The 23,261-nt window shown below is 60.6% G+C and carries 29 protein-coding genes; 12 read left to right on the top strand and 17 right to left on the bottom strand.

The annotated features are described in order from the left end of the window. Nucleotides 1-35: 35 nt before the first annotated feature. Genes FB472_RS05215 through FB472_RS05230 form a run of 4 tightly spaced genes read right to left on the bottom strand, consistent with a single transcriptional unit; the run spans nt 36 to nt 3,518 of the window. Entirely contained in the window at nt 36-1,046 is a 1,011-nt protein-coding gene (locus tag FB472_RS05215; protein ID WP_141989963.1) for a 1,4-dihydroxy-2-naphthoate polyprenyltransferase, read from the bottom strand. Nucleotides 1,047-1,055: 9 nt separating this feature from the next. Beyond that, nucleotides 1,056-2,165 carry an AMP-binding protein gene (locus FB472_RS05220; protein ID WP_141989964.1) on the bottom strand — a complete coding sequence of 370 codons (1,110 nt, stop codon included), beginning with the start codon at nt 2,163-2,165 and terminating at the stop codon, nt 1,056-1,058. A gap of 18 nt (nt 2,166-2,183) precedes the next feature. After that, nucleotides 2,184-3,083, bottom strand: a complete 900-nt coding sequence (locus tag FB472_RS05225) for a 1,4-dihydroxy-2-naphthoyl-CoA synthase (protein WP_141989965.1) — start codon at nt 3,081-3,083, stop codon at nt 2,184-2,186. Between the two features lie 9 nt (nt 3,084-3,092). Continuing rightward, nucleotides 3,093-3,518, bottom strand: coding sequence for a 1,4-dihydroxy-6-naphthoate synthase (locus FB472_RS05230; protein WP_141989966.1), 426 nt, complete (start codon nt 3,516-3,518; stop codon nt 3,093-3,095). A gap of 42 nt (nt 3,519-3,560) precedes the next feature. On the opposite strand from FB472_RS05230, the gene FB472_RS05235 reads away from it, so the two are divergent. Together FB472_RS05235 and FB472_RS05240 are read left to right on the top strand one after the other, a co-directional pair. Continuing rightward, nucleotides 3,561-4,553 (top strand): o-succinylbenzoate synthase, encoded by a 993-nt coding sequence (locus FB472_RS05235; protein WP_021808627.1) that lies wholly within the window; start codon nt 3,561-3,563, stop codon nt 4,551-4,553. A gap of 52 nt (nt 4,554-4,605) precedes the next feature. Continuing rightward, complete coding sequence (locus tag FB472_RS05240) at nt 4,606-5,232, top strand: hypothetical protein (RefSeq protein WP_141989968.1); 627 nt, start codon at nt 4,606-4,608, stop codon at nt 5,230-5,232. Nucleotides 5,233-5,461: 229 nt separating this feature from the next. On the opposite strand, the gene ccsB is transcribed toward FB472_RS05240, so the two are convergent. The 5 genes from ccsB to FB472_RS05265 are packed head-to-tail and all read right to left on the bottom strand — an operon-like array spanning nt 5,462 to nt 10,082. Further along, nucleotides 5,462-6,511 carry a c-type cytochrome biogenesis protein CcsB gene (gene ccsB, locus FB472_RS05245; RefSeq protein WP_246078090.1) on the bottom strand — a complete coding sequence of 350 codons (1,050 nt, stop codon included), beginning with the start codon at nt 6,509-6,511 and terminating at the stop codon, nt 5,462-5,464. Continuing rightward, nucleotides 6,508-8,076: a cytochrome c biogenesis protein ResB gene (gene resB, locus FB472_RS05250; protein WP_141989970.1), complete on the bottom strand. Its 1,569-nt coding sequence runs from the start codon at nt 8,074-8,076 to the stop codon at nt 6,508-6,510. Before resB ends, ccsB begins: the two co-directional genes overlap by 4 nt. Nucleotides 8,077-8,116: 40 nt before the next feature. Further along, entirely contained in the window at nt 8,117-8,860 is a 744-nt protein-coding gene (locus tag FB472_RS05255) for a cytochrome c biogenesis CcdA family protein (protein ID WP_246078092.1), read from the bottom strand. Further along, nucleotides 8,860-9,450 (bottom strand): TlpA family protein disulfide reductase, encoded by a 591-nt coding sequence (locus tag FB472_RS05260; protein WP_141989971.1) that lies wholly within the window; start codon nt 9,448-9,450, stop codon nt 8,860-8,862. The genes FB472_RS05255 and FB472_RS05260 overlap by 1 nt, the downstream gene beginning before the upstream one ends. Further along, nucleotides 9,447-10,082 carry a histidine phosphatase family protein gene (locus FB472_RS05265; RefSeq protein ID WP_141989973.1) on the bottom strand — a complete coding sequence of 212 codons (636 nt, stop codon included), beginning with the start codon at nt 10,080-10,082 and terminating at the stop codon, nt 9,447-9,449. Before FB472_RS05265 ends, FB472_RS05260 begins: the two co-directional genes overlap by 4 nt. 66 nt (nt 10,083-10,148) lie before the next feature. Here FB472_RS05265 and aspS point away from each other — a divergent pair, with 66 nt between their 5' ends. Both aspS and FB472_RS05275 read left to right on the top strand, forming a co-directional pair. Then, nucleotides 10,149-11,477, top strand: a complete 1,329-nt coding sequence (aspS, locus tag FB472_RS05270; protein WP_141989975.1) for an aspartate--tRNA(Asn) ligase — start codon at nt 10,149-10,151, stop codon at nt 11,475-11,477. Between the two features lie 71 nt (nt 11,478-11,548). Continuing rightward, on the top strand, nt 11,549-11,845 hold the full coding sequence (locus FB472_RS05275) for an RNA-binding protein (RefSeq protein WP_141989977.1): 297 nt from the start codon (nt 11,549-11,551) through the stop codon (nt 11,843-11,845). Between the two features lie 29 nt (nt 11,846-11,874). Here the strand turns inward: FB472_RS05275 and FB472_RS05280 are convergent, their stop codons facing one another. Further along, nucleotides 11,875-12,174 (bottom strand): Dabb family protein, encoded by a 300-nt coding sequence (locus FB472_RS05280; RefSeq protein ID WP_141989978.1) that lies wholly within the window; start codon nt 12,172-12,174, stop codon nt 11,875-11,877. Continuing rightward, nucleotides 12,171-12,434, bottom strand: coding sequence for a glutaredoxin family protein (locus FB472_RS05285; RefSeq protein ID WP_141989980.1), 264 nt, complete (start codon nt 12,432-12,434; stop codon nt 12,171-12,173). Before FB472_RS05285 ends, FB472_RS05280 begins: the two co-directional genes overlap by 4 nt. A 17-nt stretch (nt 12,435-12,451) precedes the next feature. Here FB472_RS05285 and FB472_RS05290 point away from each other — a divergent pair, with 17 nt between their 5' ends. After that, entirely contained in the window at nt 12,452-13,216 is a 765-nt protein-coding gene (locus FB472_RS05290) for an HAD family hydrolase (RefSeq protein WP_141989982.1), read from the top strand. Between the two features lie 5 nt (nt 13,217-13,221). Here the strand turns inward: FB472_RS05290 and FB472_RS05295 are convergent, their stop codons facing one another. From FB472_RS05295 to FB472_RS05305, 3 genes are all read right to left on the bottom strand, one after another. Continuing rightward, a complete protein-coding gene (locus FB472_RS05295) occupies nt 13,222-13,320 on the bottom strand; it encodes a 30S ribosomal protein bS22 (RefSeq protein ID WP_003792170.1) in 99 nt (32 codons plus the stop codon). A gap of 138 nt (nt 13,321-13,458) precedes the next feature. After that, nucleotides 13,459-13,653 (bottom strand): helix-turn-helix domain-containing protein, encoded by a 195-nt coding sequence (locus FB472_RS05300; RefSeq protein WP_141989984.1) that lies wholly within the window; start codon nt 13,651-13,653, stop codon nt 13,459-13,461. 135 nt (nt 13,654-13,788) lie between these two features. Further along, complete coding sequence (locus tag FB472_RS05305; protein ID WP_141989985.1) at nt 13,789-14,271, bottom strand: ArsR/SmtB family transcription factor; 483 nt, start codon at nt 14,269-14,271, stop codon at nt 13,789-13,791. Between the two features lie 64 nt (nt 14,272-14,335). Here FB472_RS05305 and FB472_RS05310 point away from each other — a divergent pair, with 64 nt between their 5' ends. Both FB472_RS05310 and FB472_RS05315 read left to right on the top strand, forming a co-directional pair. After that, entirely contained in the window at nt 14,336-15,775 is a 1,440-nt protein-coding gene (locus FB472_RS05310; protein ID WP_246078094.1) for a TrkH family potassium uptake protein, read from the top strand. Continuing rightward, the gene (locus tag FB472_RS05315) at nt 15,768-16,439 is read left to right on the top strand and encodes a potassium channel family protein (RefSeq protein WP_021808642.1); all 672 of its coding nucleotides are present in this window, start codon (nt 15,768-15,770) and stop codon (nt 16,437-16,439) included. The genes FB472_RS05310 and FB472_RS05315 overlap by 8 nt, the downstream gene beginning before the upstream one ends. A 12-nt stretch (nt 16,440-16,451) precedes the next feature. On the opposite strand, the gene proC is transcribed toward FB472_RS05315, so the two are convergent. Then, nucleotides 16,452-17,279, bottom strand: coding sequence for a pyrroline-5-carboxylate reductase (gene proC, locus FB472_RS05320; protein ID WP_141989987.1), 828 nt, complete (start codon nt 17,277-17,279; stop codon nt 16,452-16,454). 23 nt (nt 17,280-17,302) lie between these two features. On the opposite strand from proC, the gene FB472_RS05325 reads away from it, so the two are divergent. Next, nucleotides 17,303-18,265 carry a cation diffusion facilitator family transporter gene (locus tag FB472_RS05325; RefSeq protein ID WP_141989988.1) on the top strand — a complete coding sequence of 321 codons (963 nt, stop codon included), beginning with the start codon at nt 17,303-17,305 and terminating at the stop codon, nt 18,263-18,265. A 17-nt stretch (nt 18,266-18,282) separates the two neighbouring features. Then, nucleotides 18,283-18,666, top strand: a complete 384-nt coding sequence (locus tag FB472_RS05330) for a hypothetical protein (RefSeq protein WP_141989990.1) — start codon at nt 18,283-18,285, stop codon at nt 18,664-18,666. Here FB472_RS05330 and FB472_RS05335 read toward each other — a convergent pair. Beyond that, entirely contained in the window at nt 18,663-19,094 is a 432-nt protein-coding gene (locus tag FB472_RS05335) for a nucleoside deaminase (RefSeq protein WP_141991476.1), read from the bottom strand. The two genes, FB472_RS05330 and FB472_RS05335, sit on opposite strands and share 4 nt — an antisense overlap. Nucleotides 19,095-19,158: 64 nt before the next feature. On the opposite strand from FB472_RS05335, the gene upp reads away from it, so the two are divergent. The 3 genes from upp (at nt 19,159) to FB472_RS05350 (ending at nt 21,595) form a co-directional block, all read left to right on the top strand. Further along, nucleotides 19,159-19,791 carry a uracil phosphoribosyltransferase gene (gene upp / locus FB472_RS05340; RefSeq protein WP_021808647.1) on the top strand — a complete coding sequence of 211 codons (633 nt, stop codon included), beginning with the start codon at nt 19,159-19,161 and terminating at the stop codon, nt 19,789-19,791. 344 nt (nt 19,792-20,135) lie between these two features. Continuing rightward, nucleotides 20,136-20,909 carry a winged helix-turn-helix domain-containing protein gene (locus FB472_RS05345; RefSeq protein WP_141989992.1) on the top strand — a complete coding sequence of 258 codons (774 nt, stop codon included), beginning with the start codon at nt 20,136-20,138 and terminating at the stop codon, nt 20,907-20,909. Between the two features lie 50 nt (nt 20,910-20,959). Continuing rightward, a complete protein-coding gene (locus tag FB472_RS05350) occupies nt 20,960-21,595 on the top strand; it encodes a pyridoxamine 5'-phosphate oxidase family protein (protein ID WP_246078095.1) in 636 nt (211 codons plus the stop codon). A 111-nt stretch (nt 21,596-21,706) separates the two neighbouring features. On the opposite strand, the gene FB472_RS05355 is transcribed toward FB472_RS05350, so the two are convergent. Next, nucleotides 21,707-23,239, bottom strand: coding sequence for a PTS ascorbate transporter subunit IIC (locus FB472_RS05355; RefSeq protein WP_141989994.1), 1,533 nt, complete (start codon nt 23,237-23,239; stop codon nt 21,707-21,709). Between the last annotated feature and the right edge of the window lie 22 nt (nt 23,240-23,261).

The raw sequence follows: 23,261 nt of genomic DNA on the forward strand, positions 1-23,261 counted from the left end.
CCAGAGCCCGGAAGGCGACCGCTGACGCCCAGAGCTTAGAAGGCGATCGCTGAGGCTAGGCCCAGGCCGTACAGCAGTGCCGTGAGCCCCGTCAGCCGCAGTGCCAAGATTAGCTCGGGCGCCGTTTTGGCGGTCAGTACAATCACGCAGGCCGGCAGGGCTGAAAGCAGCACAAAGAACACCAGATAGGCGTTCACATACAGCAGCGTGAACGCCCCCAAGATGCCAAATGGCACGAGCATCGCCACGACATAAAAGATGCGCGATGGCAGGTTGCCGATCATCACCGCAAGCGTGCGCTTGCCCGCAATTGCGTCTTGTTCGATATCGCGGATGTTGTTGACCATGAGGGTCGCAACGGCAAACAATCCGACGGCGACGGCCGCCAACCACGACTCCACGGTCACGGTGTCGGCGAGCACATATGTGGTGCCCGCCGTCGCGACAAGCCCAAAGAAGATGAAGACGAAAACTTCGCCAAGACCGAGGTAGCCGTAGGGGCGTTTGCCGCCGGTGTAGAAGTACGCGGCCAAGATCGCCACGGCACCGACGGCGAGCATCCACCAGTGTCCGCTGCGGACAACAATAATGATGCCCGCAATAGCTGCGATACCAAACCAGACAAAAGCAACCGTGATCACGGTGCGCCCACGAGCCGCACCCGACCCGGTGAGACGGCGAGGCCCCACGCGGTTGTTGTCGGTTCCGCGCACACCATCGGAGTAGTCGTTCGCAAAATTCACGCCGATTTGAAGGGAGACGGCAACGATGAGGCACAGCAGCGCCCGCAACCAGTGCCAGCCAACCCCGTCTTCATCGAGTCGAAGAACGAAGGCCGCCGCTGTTCCCAACGCTACCGGCGCGAATGCGAGCGGCAGCGTCTGAATGCGGGCGCCCCCAATCCAGTCGCGAGCGGTCGCTTTTGCGACCTTGGGCGCTTTGGGCGGGCGGACGCCGGGGCGACCACTGTTCTTTTTCGCCGAACCAGTGCGTGATTTCGGCGCGATGGTCGTGGGGTCGGTGCGTTGCTGTTTCGAAGAGGCCACGGTGGGATTCTACTTAAGGACCAGTGACGCTAGCGCAAGGCGATCGGGTTTGCCCGTACCCAACAGGGGAATCGCATCAATCAACATCACTCGTGCGGGGGCTGCCGCGGCAAAAAGTTGTGCGGTAACAAGCTGGCGCAGGGTGTCTAGATCAATTGCGGATGTCGTAACCACCACGGGCGCTTCACCCCACTCCGGGTGCGGCGCGGCAACAACCACGGCCTCGCTGTGACCGGGCAGCGCACGCACAGCCGTCTCGACTTCAGCGAGCGACACTTTCACCCCACCGGAGATGATCATGTCGTCGGCGCGCCCACGCACCCGCAGAACGCCGTCAACGAATTCGCCAACATCGTCGGTGCGGTACCAGCGGGTGCCGTCATGCTCACGGAATGAGAATGCGCTGCGCCGCGGATCGTTGAGGTAGCCTTCGGCCAGCATCGGCCCCGCAAGTTCGATGCGATCATCCACCAGCCGCACGTGCACGCCGTCAAGAGCCCTGCCGTCCCAGATGCAGCCTCCGCTGGTTTCGCTCGACCCGTAGGTGGTCGTAACGTTCAGGCCGCGAGCGCGGGCCGCCGCAAGAAGTGTCGCCGGAATCGACTGGCCGCCGACCAGAATCCGGCTGAACGTACCGAGAATGTCGACCGCGTCGTCTGATTCCAGAAGTCGAGCCAACTGCACCGGCACGAACGAAACAAAGCGGCGACCGGCCGTGAGTTCGCCGGCAGCCGCAATGAACGTTTCGGCAGAAAAACCGTTCGGCTTCATCATCACAGGCTCGGTGCCCGCAAGGTGGGAGCGCACCAGCACGTTGATTCCCGCAATGTAGTGAGCGGGCACCGCCAGCAGCCACTGCCCCGACCCACCGAGGAGTTCTTCGGATGCCGCAGCACTCGCCTTCAGCGCCTCAGCACTGAGCATCACGCGCTTGGGTCGGCCAGTCGATCCACTCGTTTCAACGACGACGGCAACGTTCGCGGGTACGGTTTCTGGCAGGCCAGAGGGGGAGGCAGGGTGCGGCAGAATCGCAGCCCCCGTTCCCTCGAGTGCTGGCACTAGGGCGGCCCACACTGTGCGAGGATCGCGGGCATCAATCGACCAGAGTTCTCGTGTCACTGCGCTGGCTCCATGGCGCTAGTACTGCCAGGGGAAGGGCGACCAGTCGGGCGCACGCTTCTCAAGGAATGAGTCGCGGCCCTCGACGGCTTCGTCGGTTCCGTAGGCTAATCGGGTTGCTTCTCCGGCAAACACTTGTTGACCGACGAGGCCATCGTCAACCGCATTGAGGGCAAACTTCACCATCCGGATAGCGGTCGGCGACTTTGTCATGATGGTCTGGGCCCACTCGTAGGCGGTAGCTTCTAGCTCGGCGTGGGGCACGGCGGCGTTGATCGCTCCCGCGTCGAGGGCACGCTGCGCGTCATATTCGCGGGCCAAAAAGAACACTTCTCGGGCAAACTTTTGGCCCACTTGGCGAGCGAAGTAGGCACTGCCGTAGCCGGCATCGAAAGACCCGACATCGACATCCGTTTGTTTGAAGCGGGCGTGTTCTGCGCTGGCAATGGTGAGGTCGCAGACGACGTGGAGCGAGTGCCCACCGCCGGCGGCCCAACCGGGCACCACAGCGATGACAACCTTGGGCATGAAACGGATGAGGCGCTGCACTTCAAGAATGTGGAGGCGCCCGGCGGCGGCACGGTTCGTTGCGGGGTGGCCCTCGTACTCGTAGCCTGCGCGACCACGAATGCGCTGGTCTCCACCGGAACAGAATGCCCAACCGCCGTCCTTGTCACTCGGTCCGTTGCCGGTGAGCAGCACGACGCCGATGCGCGGATTCTGGCGCGTATCATCGAGAGCTTGATAGAGCTCGTCGACGGTGTGCGGCCGAAAGGCGTTGCGTACTTCGGGGCGATCGAACGCGATGCGCGCGATCGTGCCGGTCAAATCCTGGTGATAGGTGATGTCGGTGAGGTCATCAAACCCGGCGACGGATCGCCACAACTTTTCGTCAAAAATTTCTGAAACCAGCGCCATGTCTCAACCCTAGCCACCGAAGAAGCGAAACACGCTGACCAGCACGAGGGGGTTGGCGAGGATTGCCAGGGCAAGACCACCGGCTGCCCACCGGCGCCGGTAAGCAAAGATGAGGCTGATGCCGGCAATCACTGCCGCTGAGATCGACACGACGACGGTGATGTAGCCGATCCACGTTCCCGCAGAAAAATTGCCCGCGGTGGCCACAGCCATAGCCACAATGAGGAGGGCGAGCGTTGCCACCCCGAGGGCGGCGGCGATGAAGCCGATCCACGTTGGGCGGGCCCGGCTAACGGCAGGGTCATCCCGTTCGTCCTGCTGTTCGGGTGGCGGCGATCCTTCTTGCGGGATGTCTGATGAGTCATCGACAACGCCGACCACGTAGTACGGCACAATTTTGGTGGCAACACGCTCCACATCACCCGGTTTAGACACGCAATTACCCTAACTGACGGCGGACCTTGTCAGACTGAGTACATGTTCCCTTCAGCGACCGACATTCTCGATACCGCCCGTGTGGTGTCTCTTCCCATGACCTCCCGTTTTCGCGGTATCGATCAGCGCGAGGCGTTGCTCTTTCGTGGACCCCAGGGGTGGAGCGAGTTTTCTCCCTTCGTCGAATACGACGACGCCGAGGCAACCTCGTGGCTGATGGCCGCAATCGACTACGCCTGGAACGAGACTCCCCCGCTGGTGCGCGACCACGTTTTCGTGAATGCAACAGTGCCCGCAGTGGACGTCGAATTCGTTGAAGCGGTGCTGGAACGCTTTGATGGTTGCCGAACAGCTAAAGTCAAAGTTGCGGAGCCCGGACACACCCTCGCGGATGACACCGCCCGCATCGCCGAGGTGCGTCGCGTTATGGGCCCCGAGGGTCGCATCCGCATTGACGCCAATGGGGCCTGGACTGTTGATGAGGCTGAGCGAGCCGTGCACACCCTCGCAGTGTACGACCTGGAGTACGTTGAACAGCCGTGTGCCACCGTTGAAGAAATGGGTGAGCTGCGCGGCCGCATCGCCTACATGGGCATTCCGGTGGCTGCTGATGAGAGTGTGCGCAAGGCGGAAGATCCGCTGGCTGTCGCCCGGTCGGGTGCCGCCGATCTGCTGGTCATTAAAGCTCAACCGCTCGGCGGCATTTCGCGGGCCCTCAGCGTCGTGGCGCAGTCGGGGCTCCCGGTGGTGGTCTCCAGTGCGCTCGAAACTTCGGTGGGGCTGGGGATGGGGGTGCATCTCGCGGCCGCGATCGATCCTCTCGACTTTGATTGCGGGCTCGCGACGGCATCCCTGCTGGCCGCCGACGTCACGGCCTCTCCCCTGCGTGCACGGGGCGGGCGAATTGAGGTGCGACGAGTGGATGCCGATGAGGCGCTCCTGACACGCTGGGCGGCAAATCCGGAGCGCACCCAGTGGTGGCTTTCACGCCTCGAACGATGCCACGAACTAGGTAAAAACTACTCATCACAGTGAGCAGGGTCCTCAGTAAGCTGGGGCTCAGTCATCAGCGTGCCGAGGAGGATAAATGAGTGTTACTGCGCGTCGTGTGCTTGCTGCGGCAGCACTGATCGGTTTCGGGGCGAGTGCACTGACCGCCTGCGCATCACCCTCTCCAGAGCCCACGGGCGCGGGCACCGGTATGGCTTCGGCAGGCGATCCCACAGCGGCGGAACCGGGCGAGGATTCAGCCCCGACCGGGCCAGAATGCCTCATTGGCGACTGGTATATCGCTGAAGACCAAATGCAAAAGTTTTACTCTGCCCTCAGCGAGAGCAACAGTGATTTCAGCATCAGCGTCAGCGGCGGAACCGGGCTTTCCTTTAGCGACGCAACCTACGCTTATACGCCCGACTTCGCCATCCTGTTGGAGGTTGCGGGCATGGAAGGTCGAGGTGCCATTACCGGTGCTATCAGCGGAGAATACTCAGCGACGGATGAGTCAATCACCACCTCCCAGGAGGTCAGCAATATTGCTGTGACCGTCACTGTCGGCGGCACCACCACGGATGGCACCAATCTTGCGGATAGCTTTTTAGCGAGTGCACCGATCAACTCAGCGCCCTATGAGTGCGGGGCTGATGGACCGATCATCCAGTTCGATACCGGTGACGGCAATCCGCGGGTGCCAATCCAACTGACTCCCGCCGGGTAGCGCGGATCAGTCTGAGCCACAACGGCTCTCTCAAACAAACGCTGGGGTGCTGCTCGGTGCGCCCCAGCGTTTTCACTCCGCCCCACACGGGCGGCGGTTCGCCACAGCCACGCTTATGTACAGACCTAAGTGTTTACAGACCTAAGTGTTTACAGACCTAAGTGTTTACAGACCTAAGTGTTTACAGACCTAAGTGTTTACAGACCTAAGTGTTTACAGACCTAAGTGTTTACAGACCCGAGTACGAGTGCAGTCCCTTGAAGAACAGGTTGACGATCGTGAAGTTGAAGATGATCGCCGCGAATCCGACAATGGCGAGCCAGGCGGAGCGCGATCCGCGCCAGCCACGGGTTGCACGGGCATGAATGTAACCGGCAAAGATGGTCCAGATGATGAAGGTCCACACCTCTTTGGTGTCCCAGCCCCAGTAGCGGCCCCAGGCTCGTTCTGCCCACACGGCTCCGGCGATGAGCGTGAACGTCCACATCACGAAGCCGACGACGGTGAGTCGGTAGGCGAGCGTCTCGAGACGTTCGGCGGGCGGAAAAGTGTCAAGGAAGCCGAGTTTTACGGCCTTGCCGGCTTCGCGGCGCGCCTGCATGAGTTGCACGGTTGAGAGGCCCGCCGCGAGCGCAAAGAATCCGGTGCTGAGGCTGGCAACGAAGACGTGGATGACGAGCCACACTGACTGCAGAGCGGGCGGCAGCGGTACGACATCCACATAGAAACTTGTTGTGCCGACGCCCAGCGCGAGCACGGAGAAGCCGGTGATGAAGGAGCCGAGAAAGCGCAGATCTTGCCAGAATTGCGCGGCAAGAAATACGCCGACGATGATCGCTGTGGCGGTGAGGGTGAACTCGAACATGTTGGCCCAGGGCACCCGGTTGGCAGCGACTCCTCGGAAAACAACTGCACTCACGTGCAGTAGCCAGCCGATAACGGTCAAGGCCATCGCTAAGCGCAAGTACTTGGGTGGGGTGGCGCGTGCGGCTTCGGTGCCGCGCGGCGCATCATCGCGGGTCACCGTGGTGGTGCCGCCGGCCGCCGAACTTTCGGCGTATCGTGCCGTCACACCAACACTGTGTGCCGATGCCGTGTTCACCCCGGTTGCGGTTGCGGAAGCGGCTGAAGTTGCGGTGGCTGAAGTTGCGGTGGCAGAGCCTTTCGACTCCACGGAACGGCGCGCCAAATCTACGGCGAACACTACGAACGCCAACGTATAGATCGCCATCGCCGAATAGACAGCGATCAGGGAATACGACACAAGGGTCTCAGTCACGAATTCAGCCTAGCCTTCAGTTGCTGGGAATGTTTCTCTGCAAATTCAGTTACGGCGACCTCAAGGTTGGGGTCGTCTCCCCGCGCCAGCGCCGCGTATTCAATAGTGGTGGTGCCGGAGGAATCGGTCTGTACAGAAACCCACAGCCGACGACGCGGAACAAACAGGCTGGTCACCAGCCCGGCTACCACCAGAATCGAGAACAGGAGCACCGGCAGTTGAGAGGGGTCGTGGTGCACATCAAGCGACGCAAACCGCGGGATGCTCGCCAGTTCGACACTGCCAAGATTGTTGGGTAGTTCGGCCCGATCACCCGGGGTCAGCCGAATCGTGTCGGTCTCTGAGGTGCGCCCGGCAATTTGTTCGAGCGAGTCGGTGTTGAGGGCGTAGGCGTTTGCCCCCTGACCGTTGTCGAGTCCCAGGTCACCCTCGTACACCTCAAGCGTGAGCGTCGGCGAAATGAGGTCGGGATACACGGAGACGAGCGCACCGGAGTTCAGCTGGCCGGTCGTGGGGTAAAGAAAACCGAGCATGCCAATCTGCTGATCGAGCCCATCCGGAACCTTGATCACGCAGGTGCTGCCCAAGTTTGCATCAAAGGGGAGGCACGCCGTGGGCTGCGACCAGACCACCTGCTCGTCGGCATCCCGCACGGTCAACACGGGGGCGTAACCATTGCCAAGAAGGTAGACGTTGGTGGCTCCGACACTGAGCGGCTCGTTCACTTTGATCTGCGCGCTCTGCGAGTCAGCGCCGCGCATCGTTGTGGTGACGGAAGCCGTGAAATCAATCGGTTGGCCGATTGCATCACGGTTCGACTCCTCGTACTCAGGAACGAAAGAGTCGAGCGCAATAGTGTAGGGCTCCAGTGCGTCGTCGGTGAAGAAACGGCCGGGGTTGAATGAGTCATAGCTGGCCAGTGAGTTGCTGAACGCATACCCCTCAACGACGACCCGATTGCCGGTGTAGCCGAATCCGCCGCCGATTCCCACCGCAATCAGCACGCCAACCAGGGCCCCATGAAAGACAAGGTTGCCGGTCTCACGGAGATAACCGCGTTCGGCGCTGACCGAATCGCCGTAGAGCTCAGTGCGGTAGCGCTGCGACCGCAGCAGGCGGCGAGCGGTGTCGATCGCTGTCGCTGAATCAGCTTCGGTCGTGCGGCTCGTGAACCCAGAAAGGCGAGACAGACGCGCCGGAGTCTTGGGCGGGCGGGCTCGAAGCGCATCAAAATGGTGCTTCGTGCGCGGAAGCACGCAACCAACCAGGGAGATGAAGAGCAGCAGGTATATCGCCGAGAACCACACAGAGGTGTAGGTGGTGAAGACTTGGAAAAAGTCGAGCACAGCGGCTGCATCTGGTGAGTTGCGGCGATACGCAATCACACCATTGGGGTCAGCACTGACCTGCGGTACGAGTGATCCGGGAATCGCGGCGACCGCCAGGAGCAAGAGCAGGAACAGCGCTGTGCGCATACTCGTGAGTTGACGCCAAAAGAACCGCGCGTAACCGACCGGCCCGAGGCGCGGCTGCTGAATCTTGTTCTGCGGCTCTGGTGCATCCATGTGGTCACTGGGACGCGTTGCGTCACCACCGGTCACTGAATCAGAGGACTGTGTCGAAGCCACCGATCACCGCCCCCAAACTTGTCACGATTGCGCGCCACACACCGGTGACCATGAGCACCCCAACCAGCACGAGCAACGCCCCGCCAATGAGGTTGATTATGCGAATATGGCGGCGCATCCAGGCCACCGAGCTTGTTGCCCAGTTCAGGCCAAGGGCCACCAACAGGAACGGGATGCCGAGACCCAAACTGTAGGCCACGCCAACAATTGCCGCTCGCCCCGGGTCTCCGCCATCCAGCACCATACTGCCAACGGCGATGAGCGTCGGGCCGACGCAGGGCGTCCAGCCGAGGGCGAAAACAATGCCCAGCAGCGGCGCACCGGCGAGCCCTGTCGCGACTTTCATTTGCGGTCGGATGGTGCGCTGCGCAAAGGTGACTTGGCCGATAAAGACCAGCCCCATGGCGATCACGAGCGCGCCGGCAATACGAGTGATGAGGTCGAGCCAGGGCCGCAGCAGCAGACCAGCGGTGCCGAACAGCACCGTGAAAGCCACAAAAACAATCGTGAATCCGAGAATGAAGAGGCTAACCCCGAGAACGAGGCGCTTCGTGCTGCCCTTCTCCTCGGCGCTCGTGAAGCCCCCGATGTACCCGAGGTAGCCCGGTACCAGCGGGAGCACACAGGGCGAGGCGAACGAGACAAGCCCGGCAAGGAGGGCAATGGGGATGGCGAGAAGAAGATTGCCGCCGAGAATCAGCTCCCCGATGGGACTCGACACTACTGTCCCTCGGCGACGACGGAATCGATCATCGCTCGGAGGATACTCGGATCACGCAGTAGACCACTGATGCGGGCGGCAACCCGGCCCTCACCGTCAACCACGAGAGTGGTTGGCACCGCGTTGGGCGGCACGGCTCCCGCAAACGCAAGTTGCACACCCGCGGTTTGGGCATCCACAACGGAGGGGTACGGAACATCGAACTCTGCGGCAAAGGTGAGTGAGGTTGCTGCGGTGTCGGAGACGTTCACCCCCAGGAACGGCACCTCGGAGTATTCGACGCTGAGGTCGGCGAGGTCGGGGGCCTCAAGTCGGCACGGCGGGCAACTGGAGTACCAAAAGTTCACCACGTAGACCGAGCCCTCAAAGTCGCTGCTTGACACGCTTTCACCGGTGTCGAGCGTTGCTTCGTACGTGACCGGTTCATCCCGGTTGCTCTCCGGAATCTCAACCGTTGACCCGTCGCCCGAGATGTAGCCCTCTTCTGACCCACTCTCGTACTGTTGCGCGAGTGATTCGTTGGGCGTTGAACACGACACCGTGACGAGGGCGAGACCCGCCACAACAGCGGCGATGAGACGGCGGTTCACACTGCTCCTAAATCGATGGATGCTGCCAGCAATTCTCCCGCAGGTTCCTGATAGTCAGCCTCAACGAACCTGTCACCCTCGCGGGCCAGCGTCGTGATGCTGGAGAGGGTGCAGCGTCGGCGGCGCGGGTCATGCGCGAGTCGCATTTTCTTCACCGAACGGGCAACCATGACAATGGGCAGCTGGTGGCTAACCATGACGATCTCGCCGCCAGCGGCCGCGGCCCACGCTTCGTCGATGGCTTCGAGCATCCGTGCCTCGACGCTGACGAAGGCTTCGCCCCAACTGGGCTTCAGAGGGTTGATCAGTTGCGGCCAGGCGCGCGGGTTGCCGAGCACCTGCGGAAAGCGAAAGCGGCTGCCTTCGAACCAGTTGGCGGGCTCAATAATGCGCTCTTCGGTGACGATGGGCAGCCCGTAGCGCTCAGCCCAGGGCTGAGCTGACTCTTGGGCACGCAGCAGGGGGCTGGCGTAGAGCGCCGACAGGGGGCGGTCGGCCAGACTGACTGCTGCAAGGTCTGCCATCCGGTGTCCGAGTTCGCTGAGGTGATACCCCGGCAGCCGGCCATACAAAATTCGGTCGGGATTGTGCACTTCGCCGTGGCGGACGAGATGGATGAGGTCTGCTGGCACGGTATTCAGTCTACGTCGGCTGCCTGCCGCACTTTCTCCCCCGTGATCCCTTGTAAACTCGGCCCCGTGACTACACGCACCCTCATCAAAAACCTGGCCGCAGCACGCGATGGAGCAACCTCTGTTTCGGGTTGGGTCGATACCGTGCGAGATCAAAAGAAGGTGCAGTTTGTTGTGCTGCGTGATGAGTCGGGTGCGGTGCAGCTTGTTCACCCCCGCTCATTCCACGACGATGGCTCCCCCGCCGAGGATGCTCTCGCCGAGACCATTTCGGGGCTCGCTCAGGGCACCTTCCTTACGGCAACGGGTGAGTTGAAGCACGACGAGCGCGTGAAACTGGGCGGTGTTGAGATCAAGCTCGACGGTCTCGAGATCGCTGCCGAAGCCATCCCCGAGACGCCGATCGCCGAAGATTCCAGTGTTGACAAGCGCATGGATTGGCGCTTCCTCGACCTGCGGGTGCCGCGCAACCAGCTGATCTTCCGCATCCAAACCACTCTTGAGCACGCGTGGCGCACCTACTGGGTCGAGAACGACTTTATCGAGGTGCACACTCCCAAGCTCATGGCCAGCGCTAGTGAGTCGAAGGCTGAACTCTTTGAGGTCGAGTATTTCGACACCAAGGCTTATCTCGCACAGAGCCCTCAGTTCTTCAAGCAGATGGCGCAGGCGGCCGGTTTCGGCAAGATCTTCGAGATCGCCCCCAGTTTTCGTGCTGACCCGAGCTTCACTTCGCGTCACGCCACCGAGTTCACAATGGTCGACAACGAGATCAGCTGGATTGATAGCCACGAAGATGTCATGAAGCTTCACGAAGTGCTCATGATCACGGGCTTCCAGGCGGTGAAAGACAAGCACGGCGACGAGATCGAGAAGCTGTTCGGGATTGAGCTGACGGTTCCGTCGGCACCCTTCCCCCGCATCCCGCTGGCTGAGGCCAAGCAGATCGTCAGCGATCGTGGCTACACGGTGCCGCGTACCGACGCCGATATGGACCCGGAGGGTGAGCGCCAGATCGCCGCCTACGTGAAAGAAACCTACGGCCACGATTTTGTGTTCCTGACCGACTACGCCTCAAGCATTCGCCCGTTTTATCACATGCGTCATGCGGATGATGCTGGCCTCACCAACAGCTACGACCTCATCTACAATGGCGTCGAGATTTCGACCGGCGCCCAGCGTGAGCACCGCGTTGATGTGTTGGAGACGCAGATTCGCGACAAGGGAATGGACCCGGCAGAGCTCGACTTCTACCTCGACTTCTTCCGCTATGGGATTCCCTCACACGGTGGCTTCGGCATGGGTCTCGGCCGTGTGCTGATGCTAATGCTGGGCCTGCCGAATCTGCGCGAAGCCACCTACCTGTTCCGCGGACCGACACGACTCACGCCATAGAGCCGCTTGCGCATGCGATCCGACACACCTTCCCATAGCCAGCACCGTGCACGTTAAGGCAGGATAACCACATGTCTAAGAAAATTGATGCCGCGCTCAAGGACCTGAAGAAAGCGCTCAATAAGCATGGCGAAGTTGTGAGTAGCAAGCCGGTGTCGCTGAAGAAGGCACAGCGGGCAAGTGCTCAAGTCGCCGCCGCCGCAACCGCCTATGCGGAGATCGTGCACGCTAAGCGGGGACTGGGCAATCCATTCGACGACATGCTGCAGCCTGGGCTCGATAGCGGAACGCTCGCATCCCTGAAGGCTGAGCGCGACTCGATCAAGAACCACCTCACCGGCCCCATCGCCATCCCCATCACAAAGTAGTCGGGTTAACTCAGACTCTGCGCGTCGCGCTACACCTCGAAGTCGACCGCAGCCCGTTCGCGAGTGTTTGCCTTAACCACAGCACCTGCCGCAACGTGCTTGGGATGAGTCGCATACACCGCGAGCGCCTCCACCGAGGTGTGCTCAGACACGAGGATGACGTCCCAGTTTGCCGCCGAATTCGCCGCGTTGGGGCGCACGCTCAGGCGTTCGAGGCCCTCGATCTGACCGACGAGAGGCTCCAGCGCGGCAGCCATGGCATCCACCGCGACCTTCTGGCCCGCGACATCATCGGCATTGAGCTTCCACATAACAATGTGACGGATCATAGGGATTCCTCCAGGAGAGCGGCCTTAAGCCGCGCGGGGTCGACACGCCAGATGGTGTGTACGCGGTCATTGATCAGCACAACGGGAATTTCATCCCAGTGCTTAGTGTGAAGTTCTTCATCGTCGAGAATGGATTTTTCAACCAGCTCGACAACCATCCTCGGCGACAGTTCGGCGATGACGCGGGTGATTACATCCCGAGCATCGTCGCATAAATGACACCCGGGCTTGCCGATAAGAGTGAGACGATGTGTGACCACACCTTAGAATAATGCGGATGCCCGAGGTAACGTCGCCACTGTCTAGTCAGAACGCGGTTCTGGCTTTCTTCGACGTGGATAACACGTTGATGCGTGGCGCGAGCGTTTACTATCTGGGCAAAGAGGCGTGGCGTCGGGGAATCATCGGCTGGCGCGATATTGCCCGATTCGCCTGGCACCAGTTTCGCTTTATCTCGGTTGGCGAGAACCACAAGCACATGGCAAACGCGCGTGAACGGGCCCTAGCTCTTATTGGTGGGCACTCCGAAAAAACACTGTTCGCGCTCGCGGAACAGATCTACGAGCGCGATATTCTTCCCAACCTCTGGCCAGAAACTGTTGCGCTCACTCAAGAACATTTGGCGAAAGGCCACGAAGTGTGGCTGATCACTGCGACACCACAGCTGGTCGCTCAGGTTATTGCCGCGCGTCTGGGGCTCACGGGTGCTCTAGGAACACGCGTAGAGGCCAAAGACGGCGTTCTCACGGGAGAACTCGACGGCCACGTGCTTCACGGCGACGAAAAGGCAACCGTCGCGGCAGAGCTTGCTGAGCGGCGCGGAGCCGATCTGGCCGAATGCTGGGCGTACTCCGACTCCGGCAATGACATCCCACTACTCAGCGCAGTGGGAAACAGCGTTGCGGTGAATGCGGATGCAAAACTGAGGAATCACGCAAAAACGATGGGGTGGCAAATTTTGCCGCTCAACCGCGCCGGCCTCACAGAGGCGAGAAGGCGAGTCAAGCGGCAGGCCAAGACCGTGCGAAAGCGCGGTCGGTAAACCTTCTACTTCTTGTTGCGACGCTGGTGGCGCGTCTTACGAAGAAGCTTGCGGTGCTTCTTCTTGGCCATACGCTTGCGACGCTTTTTGATGACTGAACCCATAGGTACCTCACTGATTTCTGAACGAACCGACCCGGTCCGATTCAGAACCGCGGAAAGACATACCGCAAGAGTTTACCGCACCGGGCGGGTTTTGAAGATTCGGTGGGCGGGAAGCGAACCTGAGGTGCCTGTTGTGGCTTAGCCCACGTCTGAGACTGAGGGGGCAACAGCGCTTGCGACAGCCGATTCTGGAATGCGGAATGACCGGCCGAAGCGAACTGCGGGCAACTCACCCGAGTGCACCAGTCGGTACACGGTCATGTTTGAGACACGCATCATGTCGGCGACTTCAGCAACCGTGAGGAAGCGCATCTCGGTGAGATCACGTGACATTGGACGGGCCCCTTTTGGTTTCACAGCCGACGGGAAAAAACACTCAGCGTGTGACTGAAGTGCTAATCGGTAACAATAGGGGCTGCTGTGACTCGGTGTCCAGCCCTAGTTCGCGAACTACAGCGCGCCTTCGCTCTAATCTTTGCCAAAGATGCGATTGCGCACGTTACGCGGCATCTGCTTCGCGGCCTCCGCGGCATCGTGCAGTGCGGAGCGCGCCTGGTGTGTGCGGTTGGCAACCTGGCGACCCAAGTTGTCCCCGACATCCGCGCCCGACCACGCCGCAAAGGCACCGGTTGACGCACGAAGCTCATCATCGAAATCATCATTGAAGTCAGCGCTCAAGAACGGAATCAACCAGTCTTCGACCTCCTCAAGAGGAGATGAATCGAGGCGATAGTAGCGGTGCTGACCGTCTTCGCGCACCGACACCAAACCATGATCGCGCAGCACCCTAAGGTGCTTAGAGACAGTCGGCTGGCTCAAGTCGAGCTTCTCAACAATTTCACTCACGCTGAGTTCACCACTCGGTGAATCTGAGGCAACGTACTGCTCAAGCAGCACTGCCAGGAGGCTGCGCCGCGTTAAATCGGCTATTACGTCAAAAATATCGGCCATGACTTCAGGGTAGTCGGGCTTGCTGGGTAGTACCATGGCCTCCTGTGCGTGGGGAGAGAAAACTATGAGTCCTCGAGCAGCTATGCGTGCACACATCCGTCATCGCAGTATTGCCGGTCGAGTTCGTGACCTGATTGATCGTTTCGCGGCCGCCACCCCTGCCCGCTTCGCGATTACGATCTTCTCTGCCCTCGTGATCGTGCTCACCACACTTTTGGTGCTTCCGATCTCGGCGCGCGATGGGCAAGCAACACCTCTCGTTGACGCTCTCTTCACCGCCGTCTCCGCGATCTGTGTCACCGGTCTCACCACCCTCGATATGGCAACGCACTGGTCGGGCTTCGGCAACACTGCGATCCTGCTCGGATTGCAAGTGGGTGGCATCGGGGTGCTCACCCTCGCCAGCATGCTTGGCCTCGTTGTTTCGCGCCGCCTTGGTCTGCGCCAACGACTCATCGCCGCCAGCGACTCCAACCCCTCACGAATCCACGCCGGGCCGGTCTCCGAATCGCAGGCGATCCGCCTGGGAGAGATTGGTGGGCTTCTTGCGACCGTAGCCATCAGCGCACTCGCTATCGAATTTGTGTTGGCGCTCGTCATCATCCCGCGGTTGCTGGTGGAAGGCTTCGACGTGTGGCCCGCCATCTGGCAGGGGTTCTACTTTGCGGCATCCGCCTTCACCAACACGGGTTTCGTACCCACAGTGGGGGGGATGGAAGCATTCGCTCAAGATCCGTGGATGCTCGGCGCCATCGGCACCGGAGTGTTTCTCGGCAGCCTCGGCTTTCCCGTGATCTTCGCCCTCGTGCGGTACTTCAGAACGGGCGCACGCCTTTCGGTACACGCCCGCCTTACCCTGGTAACCACCGTGGCGCTGATCATATTCGGAGCAATCGCGGTGATCGTGCTCGAGTGGAACAACACGAATACGATCGGGGGCCAAAGCCTGCTGTCGCGTCCCATGACGGCAACCTTCCTCTCGACGATGACGCGCTCCGGCGGCTTCTCGACCATCGACATCAATGAGCTCAACGGCTCAACCCTGTTGGTGTTTGACATGCTCATGTTTGTGGGTGGTGGTTCGGCCTCCACCGCTGGCGGAATCAAGGTCACCACGCTGGCAGTGCTCTTCTTGGCCGCTCTCGCCGAAGCCCGCGGTGACAACGACATGCACGCCTTTGATCGCCGCATCCCCACCGATGTGCTGCGACTGGCCGTGAGCGTCACCCTGTGGGGCGCAACGATCGTCGCCATCTCGACCGTTGCCATCCTGCAGATCACGAAAGAACCGCTCGATCGGGTGCTCTTTGACGTGATCTCTGCCTTTGCTACCTGTGGACTCTCGACGGGACTTACCGAGTCTCTGCCCGATAGCGGCAAATACATTCTCGCTGCCACAATGTGGGCAGGGCGGGTGGGAACGGTTACTCTGGCGGCAGCCCTTGCGGCTAGTCAGCGCCGTCAATTGTTCACAAGAGCAGAAGAGAGGCCCATCGTTGGTTGACAAGATCGCGCACAATGCGCCAGTACTCGTTATCGGTCTCGGCCGCTTCGGTGCCGCCACCGCCGGCCAGTTGCAGCGTCTCGACCGCGAAGTGCTTGCTGTCGACGAAGACCTCGGACTCGTACAGAAGTGGTCCGAGCGTGTGACCCACGCCGTGCAGACCGATGCCCGCAGCATCGATGCGCTGCGCCAGATCGGTGCCGAAGATTTCTCTATCGCCGTCGTAGCCGTAGGTTCATCAATTGAGGCAAGCGTGCTCATCACCGCGAACCTCGTTGACCTCAAAATCCCGCAAATATGGGCTAAGGCCATCAGTCGCTCACACGGTAAAATTCTGAATCGAATTGGTGCCAACCATGTGATCTACCCGGAGGCTGAAGCCGGCGAGCGCGTCGCCCACCTTGTGTCGGGTCGGATGCTCGACTTCATCGAGTTCGATGATGACTTCGCCATCGTGAAAATGTATCCGCCCAAGCCGATTCGCGGATTGCCACTCAGCGAGTCGCAAGTACGCCGCAAGTACAGGATCACCGTGGTTGGGGTGAAGTCGCCGGGGAAGGATTTTACCTACGCCACCCCCGAGACAGTGATCTCCAATCGCGACCTCGTGATTGTCAGCGGCAACTCCGAAGACATCGAAAAATTTGCGACACTAGCAACCTAGCCCCCACAATCCTTAGCCCGCCGCGAGTTCTTTTGCCCGCGCCAACGCCGCAGCCGTTGCCTGATCAAAGGTCGCCTTAAGGTCGGCGGCCTGAAGCTGCTCAACCGCGCGCTCCGTCGTACCATTCGGGCTCGTTACCTGCCTGCGCAATTCTTCAGGCGAGCTATCGGATGCCGCCAGCAACGCCAACGAACCCTCGAACGTTCCTGCAACCAGAGTCAGCGCCTGCTCCGGGGTAAACCCCAGATCGATCGCGGTGCGAGTGAACTCTTCAAGAATCAAGAAAACGTAGGCTGGACCCGATCCAGAGATCGTGCTCAGGGCATCGATTTGCGATTCTGGTGTCTCAACAACAGTGCCGACCGTTTCAAACACGGCACGAGCAATGGCGAGATCATCGTCGGTGGCCCGCGATCCGGCACTGAGCCCCGTGACGGCCTTACCGACGATAGCGGGAGTGTTGGGCATGGCACGCAACACAACGTTGTCAACGATCGCTTCCATCCGCGCCGTCGTCACGCCCGCCGCCACACTGACGATGATCGCATCGGGTTCGAGGAATGGGGCCAGATCAGCGAGGGTGTCAGGAATCATGTGCGGCTTGACGCCCAGCATCACAACCTTTGCGCCCGCCACCGCCCGAGCATTACCGTCGGGCGTGTTTTCCAACGCAAACGACTCGACACCGTCAGCACGCACGGCGGCCGCTTTCGCCTCAGTGCGGTTCGTCACCCGAATGCCCCCGGTTACGGTCACCGAAGGGTCAAGCAAACCCTGCAGGATGGCACCTCCCATCGAGCCGGCGCCAACAATTGCAATGCTAGGAAGAGAAGTAGTCACCTGAACATCCTAGGATTGATGCCATGAGCGCGTCGGGCGGAACCAAAGCAATCATCGCAGCATTGCTGGCTAACAGCGGTATCGCGGTCACTAAGTTCATCGCCTTCGCCGTCTCTGGCTCCAGCGCGATGCTTGCCGAGGGCGTTCACTCGGTGGCAGACGCCGGAAACCAGGGGCTTCTGCTGCTGGGAGGCAAGCAGGCTAAGAAGCACGCGGATGCCGAGCATCCATTCGGCTACGGCCGCGAACGTTACGTGTACGCCTTCGTTGTGTCGATCGTGCTGTTCTCGGTTGGCGGCATGTTCTCGCTCTATGAGGGCATCAACAAGCTGCAGAATCCGCATCCTCTCGAACAGGCGTGGCTGCCCATCACGGTTCTGGTCATTGCCATCGTGCTTGAGTCATTTTCGCTGCGCACCGCCATGCGCGAATCGAACCTTGTGCGCGGCAAACAGAGTTGGATCGCCTTTGTACGCCACGCTAAAGCTCCCGAGCTTCCTGTTGTTCTTCTCGAAGACGTGGCCGCACTACTCGGCCTCGTATTCGCGCTCTTCGGCGTGGGCCTCACCATCATTACCGACGACTCGCTGTGGGATGCCGTGGGTACCATCGCTATCGGAATCCTGCTGGTTCTGGTTGCAATCATTCTCGGCATCGAAACCAAAAGCCTGCTCGTCGGCGAAGGCGCCACGGTCAAGCAGCGCAACCTCATCCGTGACGCCATCAACGCCCACCCCGACGTGAAATCGCTCGTCCACATGAAGACGCTCTACCTTGGCCCAGAAGAACTTCTTGTTGCGGCCAAGATCGACTTTGGCGTGCAGTCACGCGTAGCCGATGTTGTCGCCAGCATCGATGCGGTAGAGCGAGAAATTCGTGAAGCCGAGCCGATGGCACGAGTCATCTACCTCGAGCCCGACCTCTACCGCCGCCCTGCCGAAGCCGCCCCGCCCACAGATGCCATCGTCATCGTGGGAAACGACTAAAGGAAGTACCCAGAACCATGAATGTTGAACCGATTGTTCTCGCGCTCGTCATATTTCACTTTCTGGGGCTCGCCCTGATCATCGGATCATTCGCCCTCCAACTGCGTCGCAAACAGGGCTTCGAGTTCGGCACCATGCTGATCGGTGCCATCACCCAGCTCGTAACCGGGCTCGCACTCGTCGGTCTGCTGCAGGTGAGCGGCGAAGAAGTCAACAACGCCAAAATCGCGGTGAAACTCATCTTTGCCATCGTTGTACTGGTTGCCGTGCTCGTTGCGCGTTCACGGCAAGCAAAGGCGCTTTCTACTGGAACCAGCGAAAAGAAGGCTGCACTGCCCTTCCTGCACCTCGCCGGATTGGCTGCACTGATCAACGTGTTCGTTGCGGTGCTCTGGCACTAGCGGCGCGCCTCAAAGAAGTCAGTGAGCAGCGCAGCACACTCTGCCTCCTGGATGCCGGCAACCACCTCAACCTTGTGAGGCAACCGTCGGTCACGAAGCAGATCGTACACGCTGCCTGCCGCGCCCGCTTTCTCATCCCACGCACCAAAAATCACGCGCGGGATGCGCGCCTGCAGAATCGCGCCGGCACACATTGTGCACGGTTCGAGGGTGACCACAAGAGTCATCGTGTCGAGCCGCCACCTGCCGACAGCGGCCGCCGCAGCCCGGATTGCCACAACCTCGGCGTGCGCCGTGGGGTCGCCCGTCAGCTCCCGCTCATTGCGCCCAACAGCGACGAGGGCGTCGTGCTCATCAAAGACTAGAGCGGCGACCGGAACGTCAGCAGAATCGTGCGTGAGCTTCGCCTCGGCGATGGCCCGCATCATCCACTGATCGAACTGTGTCACAATCGGTTCTCCTGTTGGTGTCGACCTCAAGTAGATTTACCCTATGCGAGTTCACGTTGCCGACCACCCGCTCATCACGCACAAGCTCACAGTATTGCGCGACAAGAACACCGCAGCCCCCACATTTCGGGCGCTGACGGAAGAACTTATGACCCTTCTAGCTTACGAGGCGACGCGTTCAGTGCGCGTGGAGGCGGTCGACATTGAGACCCCGGTGACGAAAACCACCGGGGTAGCAATCAGCTCGCCCAAGCCACTGGTAGTGCCGATTTTGCGCGCCGGACTCGGCATGCTTGAAGGCATGGTGAAACTTATTCCCACCGCCGAAGTGGGGTTCTTGGGCATGGTGCGCAACGAAGAGACACTAAAACCCGACACCTATGCCGAACGCCTCCCGGATGACCTCTCGAACCGCCAATGCTTCGTGCTCGACCCCATGCTCGCCACCGGTGGCTCACTGATCGCCGCCATTCAGTACCTGCTCGACCGGGGCGCAACGGATGTCACGGCCGTCTGCATTCTCGGAGCCCCCGAGGGTCTCGCCGCTCTTGAGAAGGCGATGGAGGGCCGCGACGTCACCATCGTGCTCGGCGCCCTCGATGAACGACTCAACGAGCACGGCTACATCGTGCCAGGGCTCGGCGACGCCGGCGACCGACTTTACGGACTCGTCTAACTCCAAATTTGTCGCGCGTGATTTGACAGACGCGCGCTGGATGAAACATAGTTACTTCCATGACTGTACGAACTCGCACCCTGACCGCCCCCGTGGCTTCCAGGACCGCTAGCGCGATGCCCACCGGCACCGTGCTGGTCAGCACTGCGCTTGTAAGTGCGTCTTCGTGTTGTCGAATGTGTGCCTAGTCGGCCAACCTGCGCCGGGCATTCTCACCAGATGGGATGCCCCCAGATTTTCGTCCTCATAACGGCGTCTATCTAGCTCGTCACACTATTTTTTTCGAAGGATCACACCCTCATCATCAGAGGCCCTTCACCCCTTATCCAAGGATTTCTGGACCCATGTCTCTCGCAACCATCGAACGTACCCCTCGCACCTCTTTCGCTCCCGCCATTCCCGCACAGGTGCCGGCTCGCGAGCTATCGCTGGCGGTGCCAGCTGCCCGCTCAATACGCACAATCGTCGCGTCGGCGCCGACCGCCCCCACTGAAGCCCCACGCCTCCGTGCCGTTCCCCAGGGCACAGAAGCACGAGGTTTCGTGCTCTATGTCGGCATTGACGAACTCACGGCAGCGGCCGCGGGAACCCATCTGAGTGCGATTGTGGAACAGCTCAAATTGCTCACTAAGCAGTTGGTGCCCACAGCAGAAACTCACGCAGCCGTTGCCCTCGCTCCGGTTGGTGCCGGCGGACGCGACGTTGACGTGGTACGTCTCGCGCTGCAAGACCCCTCAGCTCTCGCGAAGCACCGACAGATCGAAGAGCCAGAAGAGAAGGCCGCCACCGGGGTGACCGTTGACCTCTCTCGCAAGCGCGTCCTCGTCGATGACGAACCAGCCGCACTCACGCACAAAGAGTTTCAGCTGCTGCAGTTCTTGATTCTGCGCGAATCCCAAACCATTGCCCGCGCCCAGCTCATCGCAGCGCTGTGGTCTGCCGAAGATGACGAAGCACCCAACGAGCGCACCATCGATGTGCACATCCGTCGCCTGCGCTCCAAGCTCGGCGCGTACGAAGACGTTGTGCGTACCGTGCGGGGAATCGGTTACCGCTACGACCGGCATCCGGATGTCTCGGTGCGTTTCGCTTCAACACCAAGCCCCGACTTCATCTAAGGGCCGGTCGCATCGCACAACTGGGCTCATCGGCATGCCACACTGAGCGAATGAGCAAAACGAACGCCACCCGGATGCCTGAGTTGATGTCGCACAATCGTGAAGTGCTGGATGCGCTCCTCGATTCCGCGATCGTCGGACACATTGCCTATGTAGACGAGGACGGTGCCCCCGGGCTGCTGCCGACAGCAGTGGCTCGTTTCGGGGATGCCCTCATCGTCCACGGGTCAACAGGCTCACGGTGGATGCGGTTGGTTTCTGGCGCTCCGGCAGCGGTGTCGGTTACCGCGGCCGACGGAATAGTGGTGGCGCGGTCAGCATTCGAGTCGTCACTAATCTACCGAAGTGCTGTGCTTTTCGGATCCTTTCGGGTCTTGGCCGGAACAGAGAAAACCGATGCGCTCAACGCTCTGACAGAGAAATTGATTCCCGGTCGCCTCAACGAGGTCCGCCCGAACACCACCAAGGAACTTGCCGCCACTCTGGTGCTCTCCCTGCCTATCAACGAGTGGTCTGTGCGTGTCTCGGACGGGTGGCCCGACGACACCGACGATGATGTCGCCGGCAACGCCTGGGCCGGCCAGGTGCGCTTCGGTCGGCGACCGGTAACTGTGCAGGATGCGCCCGACTTGCGGCCCGGCATCCCCACTCCGGAGTCGGTCAACGCACTGCGAGCCGCCGACTGACCGCAGTCGCTGCAGAACCTCTGTGCGGGCATCCAACCCGCACAATAAAGGGCGCCACCCCCGAAGGAATGACGCCCCAACCAGATCACCCGAATGACCCAGCCTGAGGGCTTAAGCCTTGGTTTCCACAGCCGGGGCAGCCGCATCTTTCGCCGCTGCCTTTTCGGCTGCCTTTTCGGCTTCAGCTTTCTCAGCCTCACTAGCGAGCCACGCATCGCGTTTTGCTCCCGGCGTCCAGCCCGTGTTAACCACACGGATCTGGAAGATGGATGCGACAACGACGAGCACGACTGCTATCACTACCGTCAGTACTACTCCGATTGCGGGCACGCCGGTCAGCAGACTTACCCCGATGAGTGTTCCGAACCAACCGAAGTCGGCATCACCGAACGTGCTGTTGGCGAATCCCAGCTCGCCGAGCACAAGCAGCAGGATGGCGGGGAGGATCGTGATGAGCACACCGTTGACGAAACCACCGATGGCGGCACCTCTTCGTCCACCGGTTGCGTTGCCGTAAACGCCGGCACCACCACCCGTGAAGAAGTGAGGAACCATTCCGGGCAGGATCAGCGCAAGACCGAAGACTGGTCCCAGCCAGACTGCCAGCAGTGCGAGCGAAATGAGGCCACCAAGGAACGATGCGAGGAATCCGATCAGCACAGCGTTAGCTGCGAAGGGGAAGACCAGCGGGATGTCGAGCGCTGGCTTGGCGCCGGGGACGACCTTTTCGGCGATTCCCTGGAACGCGGGAACAAGTTCGCCGAGGATCGTGCGCACACCGTACAGGATGATCGCGACACCAACACCGAACTGCAGTGCCTGAGCGAACGCCGCCATGATGTAAGCACCGGTATCCGCTGATCCGAAGACGTCGAATGCTTCCTGCTGCGGCAGTGCGATGAGTCCCCAGACGGCGAAGACCATGTAGATCAGCACCATCGAAATTGCGGTAGCAACCATCGAGTCACGCAAAAATTTGAGCCCCTGCGGGAAGTTGATCTTCTCAGTGGAGTGGCTCTTCTGACCGGTAGCCTGGCCTGCAGCACCGGCGGCGATGTAGCCGAGGGTTCCGAAGTGGCCGATAGCAATGGTGTCATCACCGGTGATCTTCTTCGTCCACGGATGAGCGAACGCCGGCATCACGACCATGATCACACCCAGCAGCAGTGCGCCGATCAGAACGACAAGCCAGTTGAGGTCGGGGCCGAACCCAACCGAAAGCACAACACTCAGCAGCAACGCCATGAAGACCATGTGGTGGCCGGTGAGAAAGACATACTTGAGGGGTGTGAACCGGGCAAGGGCGAGCATCACGACAAAGCCGAGGGTGAGCACGTAGGCGCTGGTGGCGCCGTACTCAACTGAGGCGAGCGCCGTAATGACCTCGTTGGTGGGGATGACGCCCTGCGCACCGGTGACCAACAGGATCAGGTTGCCGAGCGGGGTCAGTGAGCCGACCACAACACCCGCACCGGCACCCAGGATGAGGAAGCCGAGCGCTGCCTTGAGGCCACCGCCGATGACCGCACCGGCTGGTCGCTTGAGAGCGATGAGGCCGATTGCGGTAATGATTCCGACGAGATATGCCGGAACGTTGAGGATCTGTTGTCCGATGAAATTCAGGACTACGACAAGCCACTCCATTGTGTTCTCCCTTGTTTGTTTA

This window comes from Rhodoglobus vestalii, assembly GCF_006788895.1.
Classification (GTDB): Bacteria; Actinomycetota; Actinomycetes; order Actinomycetales; family Microbacteriaceae; genus Rhodoglobus; species Rhodoglobus vestalii.

Excerpts from the sequence above, each read along its gene's own strand:
- FB472_RS05225 (WP_141989965.1), bottom strand. The coding sequence starts at position 3,083 with ATGGCGCTGGTTTCAGAAATTTTTGACGAAAAGTTGTGGCGATCCGTC.
- FB472_RS05235 (WP_021808627.1), top strand. The coding sequence starts at position 3,561 with ATGTTCCCTTCAGCGACCGACATTCTCGATACCGCCCGTGTGGTGTCT.
- FB472_RS05240 (WP_141989968.1), top strand. The coding sequence starts at position 4,606 with ATGAGTGTTACTGCGCGTCGTGTGCTTGCTGCGGCAGCACTGATCGGT.
- resB (WP_141989970.1), bottom strand. The coding sequence starts at position 8,076 with ATGGATGCACCAGAGCCGCAGAACAAGATTCAGCAGCCGCGCCTCGGG.
- FB472_RS05275 (WP_141989977.1), top strand. The coding sequence starts at position 11,549 with ATGTCTAAGAAAATTGATGCCGCGCTCAAGGACCTGAAGAAAGCGCTC.
- FB472_RS05280 (WP_141989978.1), bottom strand. The coding sequence starts at position 12,174 with ATGATCCGTCACATTGTTATGTGGAAGCTCAATGCCGATGATGTCGCG.
- FB472_RS05290 (WP_141989982.1), top strand. The coding sequence starts at position 12,452 with ATGCCCGAGGTAACGTCGCCACTGTCTAGTCAGAACGCGGTTCTGGCT.
- FB472_RS05295 (WP_003792170.1), bottom strand. The coding sequence starts at position 13,320 with ATGGGTTCAGTCATCAAAAAGCGTCGCAAGCGTATGGCCAAGAAGAAG.
- FB472_RS05300 (WP_141989984.1), bottom strand. The coding sequence starts at position 13,653 with ATGTCACGTGATCTCACCGAGATGCGCTTCCTCACGGTTGCTGAAGTC.
- FB472_RS05305 (WP_141989985.1), bottom strand. The coding sequence starts at position 14,271 with ATGGCCGATATTTTTGACGTAATAGCCGATTTAACGCGGCGCAGCCTC.
- FB472_RS05310 (WP_246078094.1), top strand. The coding sequence starts at position 14,336 with ATGAGTCCTCGAGCAGCTATGCGTGCACACATCCGTCATCGCAGTATT.
- FB472_RS05325 (WP_141989988.1), top strand. The coding sequence starts at position 17,303 with ATGAGCGCGTCGGGCGGAACCAAAGCAATCATCGCAGCATTGCTGGCT.
- FB472_RS05330 (WP_141989990.1), top strand. The coding sequence starts at position 18,283 with ATGAATGTTGAACCGATTGTTCTCGCGCTCGTCATATTTCACTTTCTG.
- FB472_RS05335 (WP_141991476.1), bottom strand. The coding sequence starts at position 19,094 with ATGATGCGGGCCATCGCCGAGGCGAAGCTCACGCACGATTCTGCTGAC.
- upp (WP_021808647.1), top strand. The coding sequence starts at position 19,159 with ATGCGAGTTCACGTTGCCGACCACCCGCTCATCACGCACAAGCTCACA.
- FB472_RS05345 (WP_141989992.1), top strand. The coding sequence starts at position 20,136 with ATGTCTCTCGCAACCATCGAACGTACCCCTCGCACCTCTTTCGCTCCC.
- FB472_RS05350 (WP_246078095.1), top strand. The coding sequence starts at position 20,960 with ATGAGCAAAACGAACGCCACCCGGATGCCTGAGTTGATGTCGCACAAT.
- FB472_RS05355 (WP_141989994.1), bottom strand. The coding sequence starts at position 23,239 with ATGGAGTGGCTTGTCGTAGTCCTGAATTTCATCGGACAACAGATCCTC.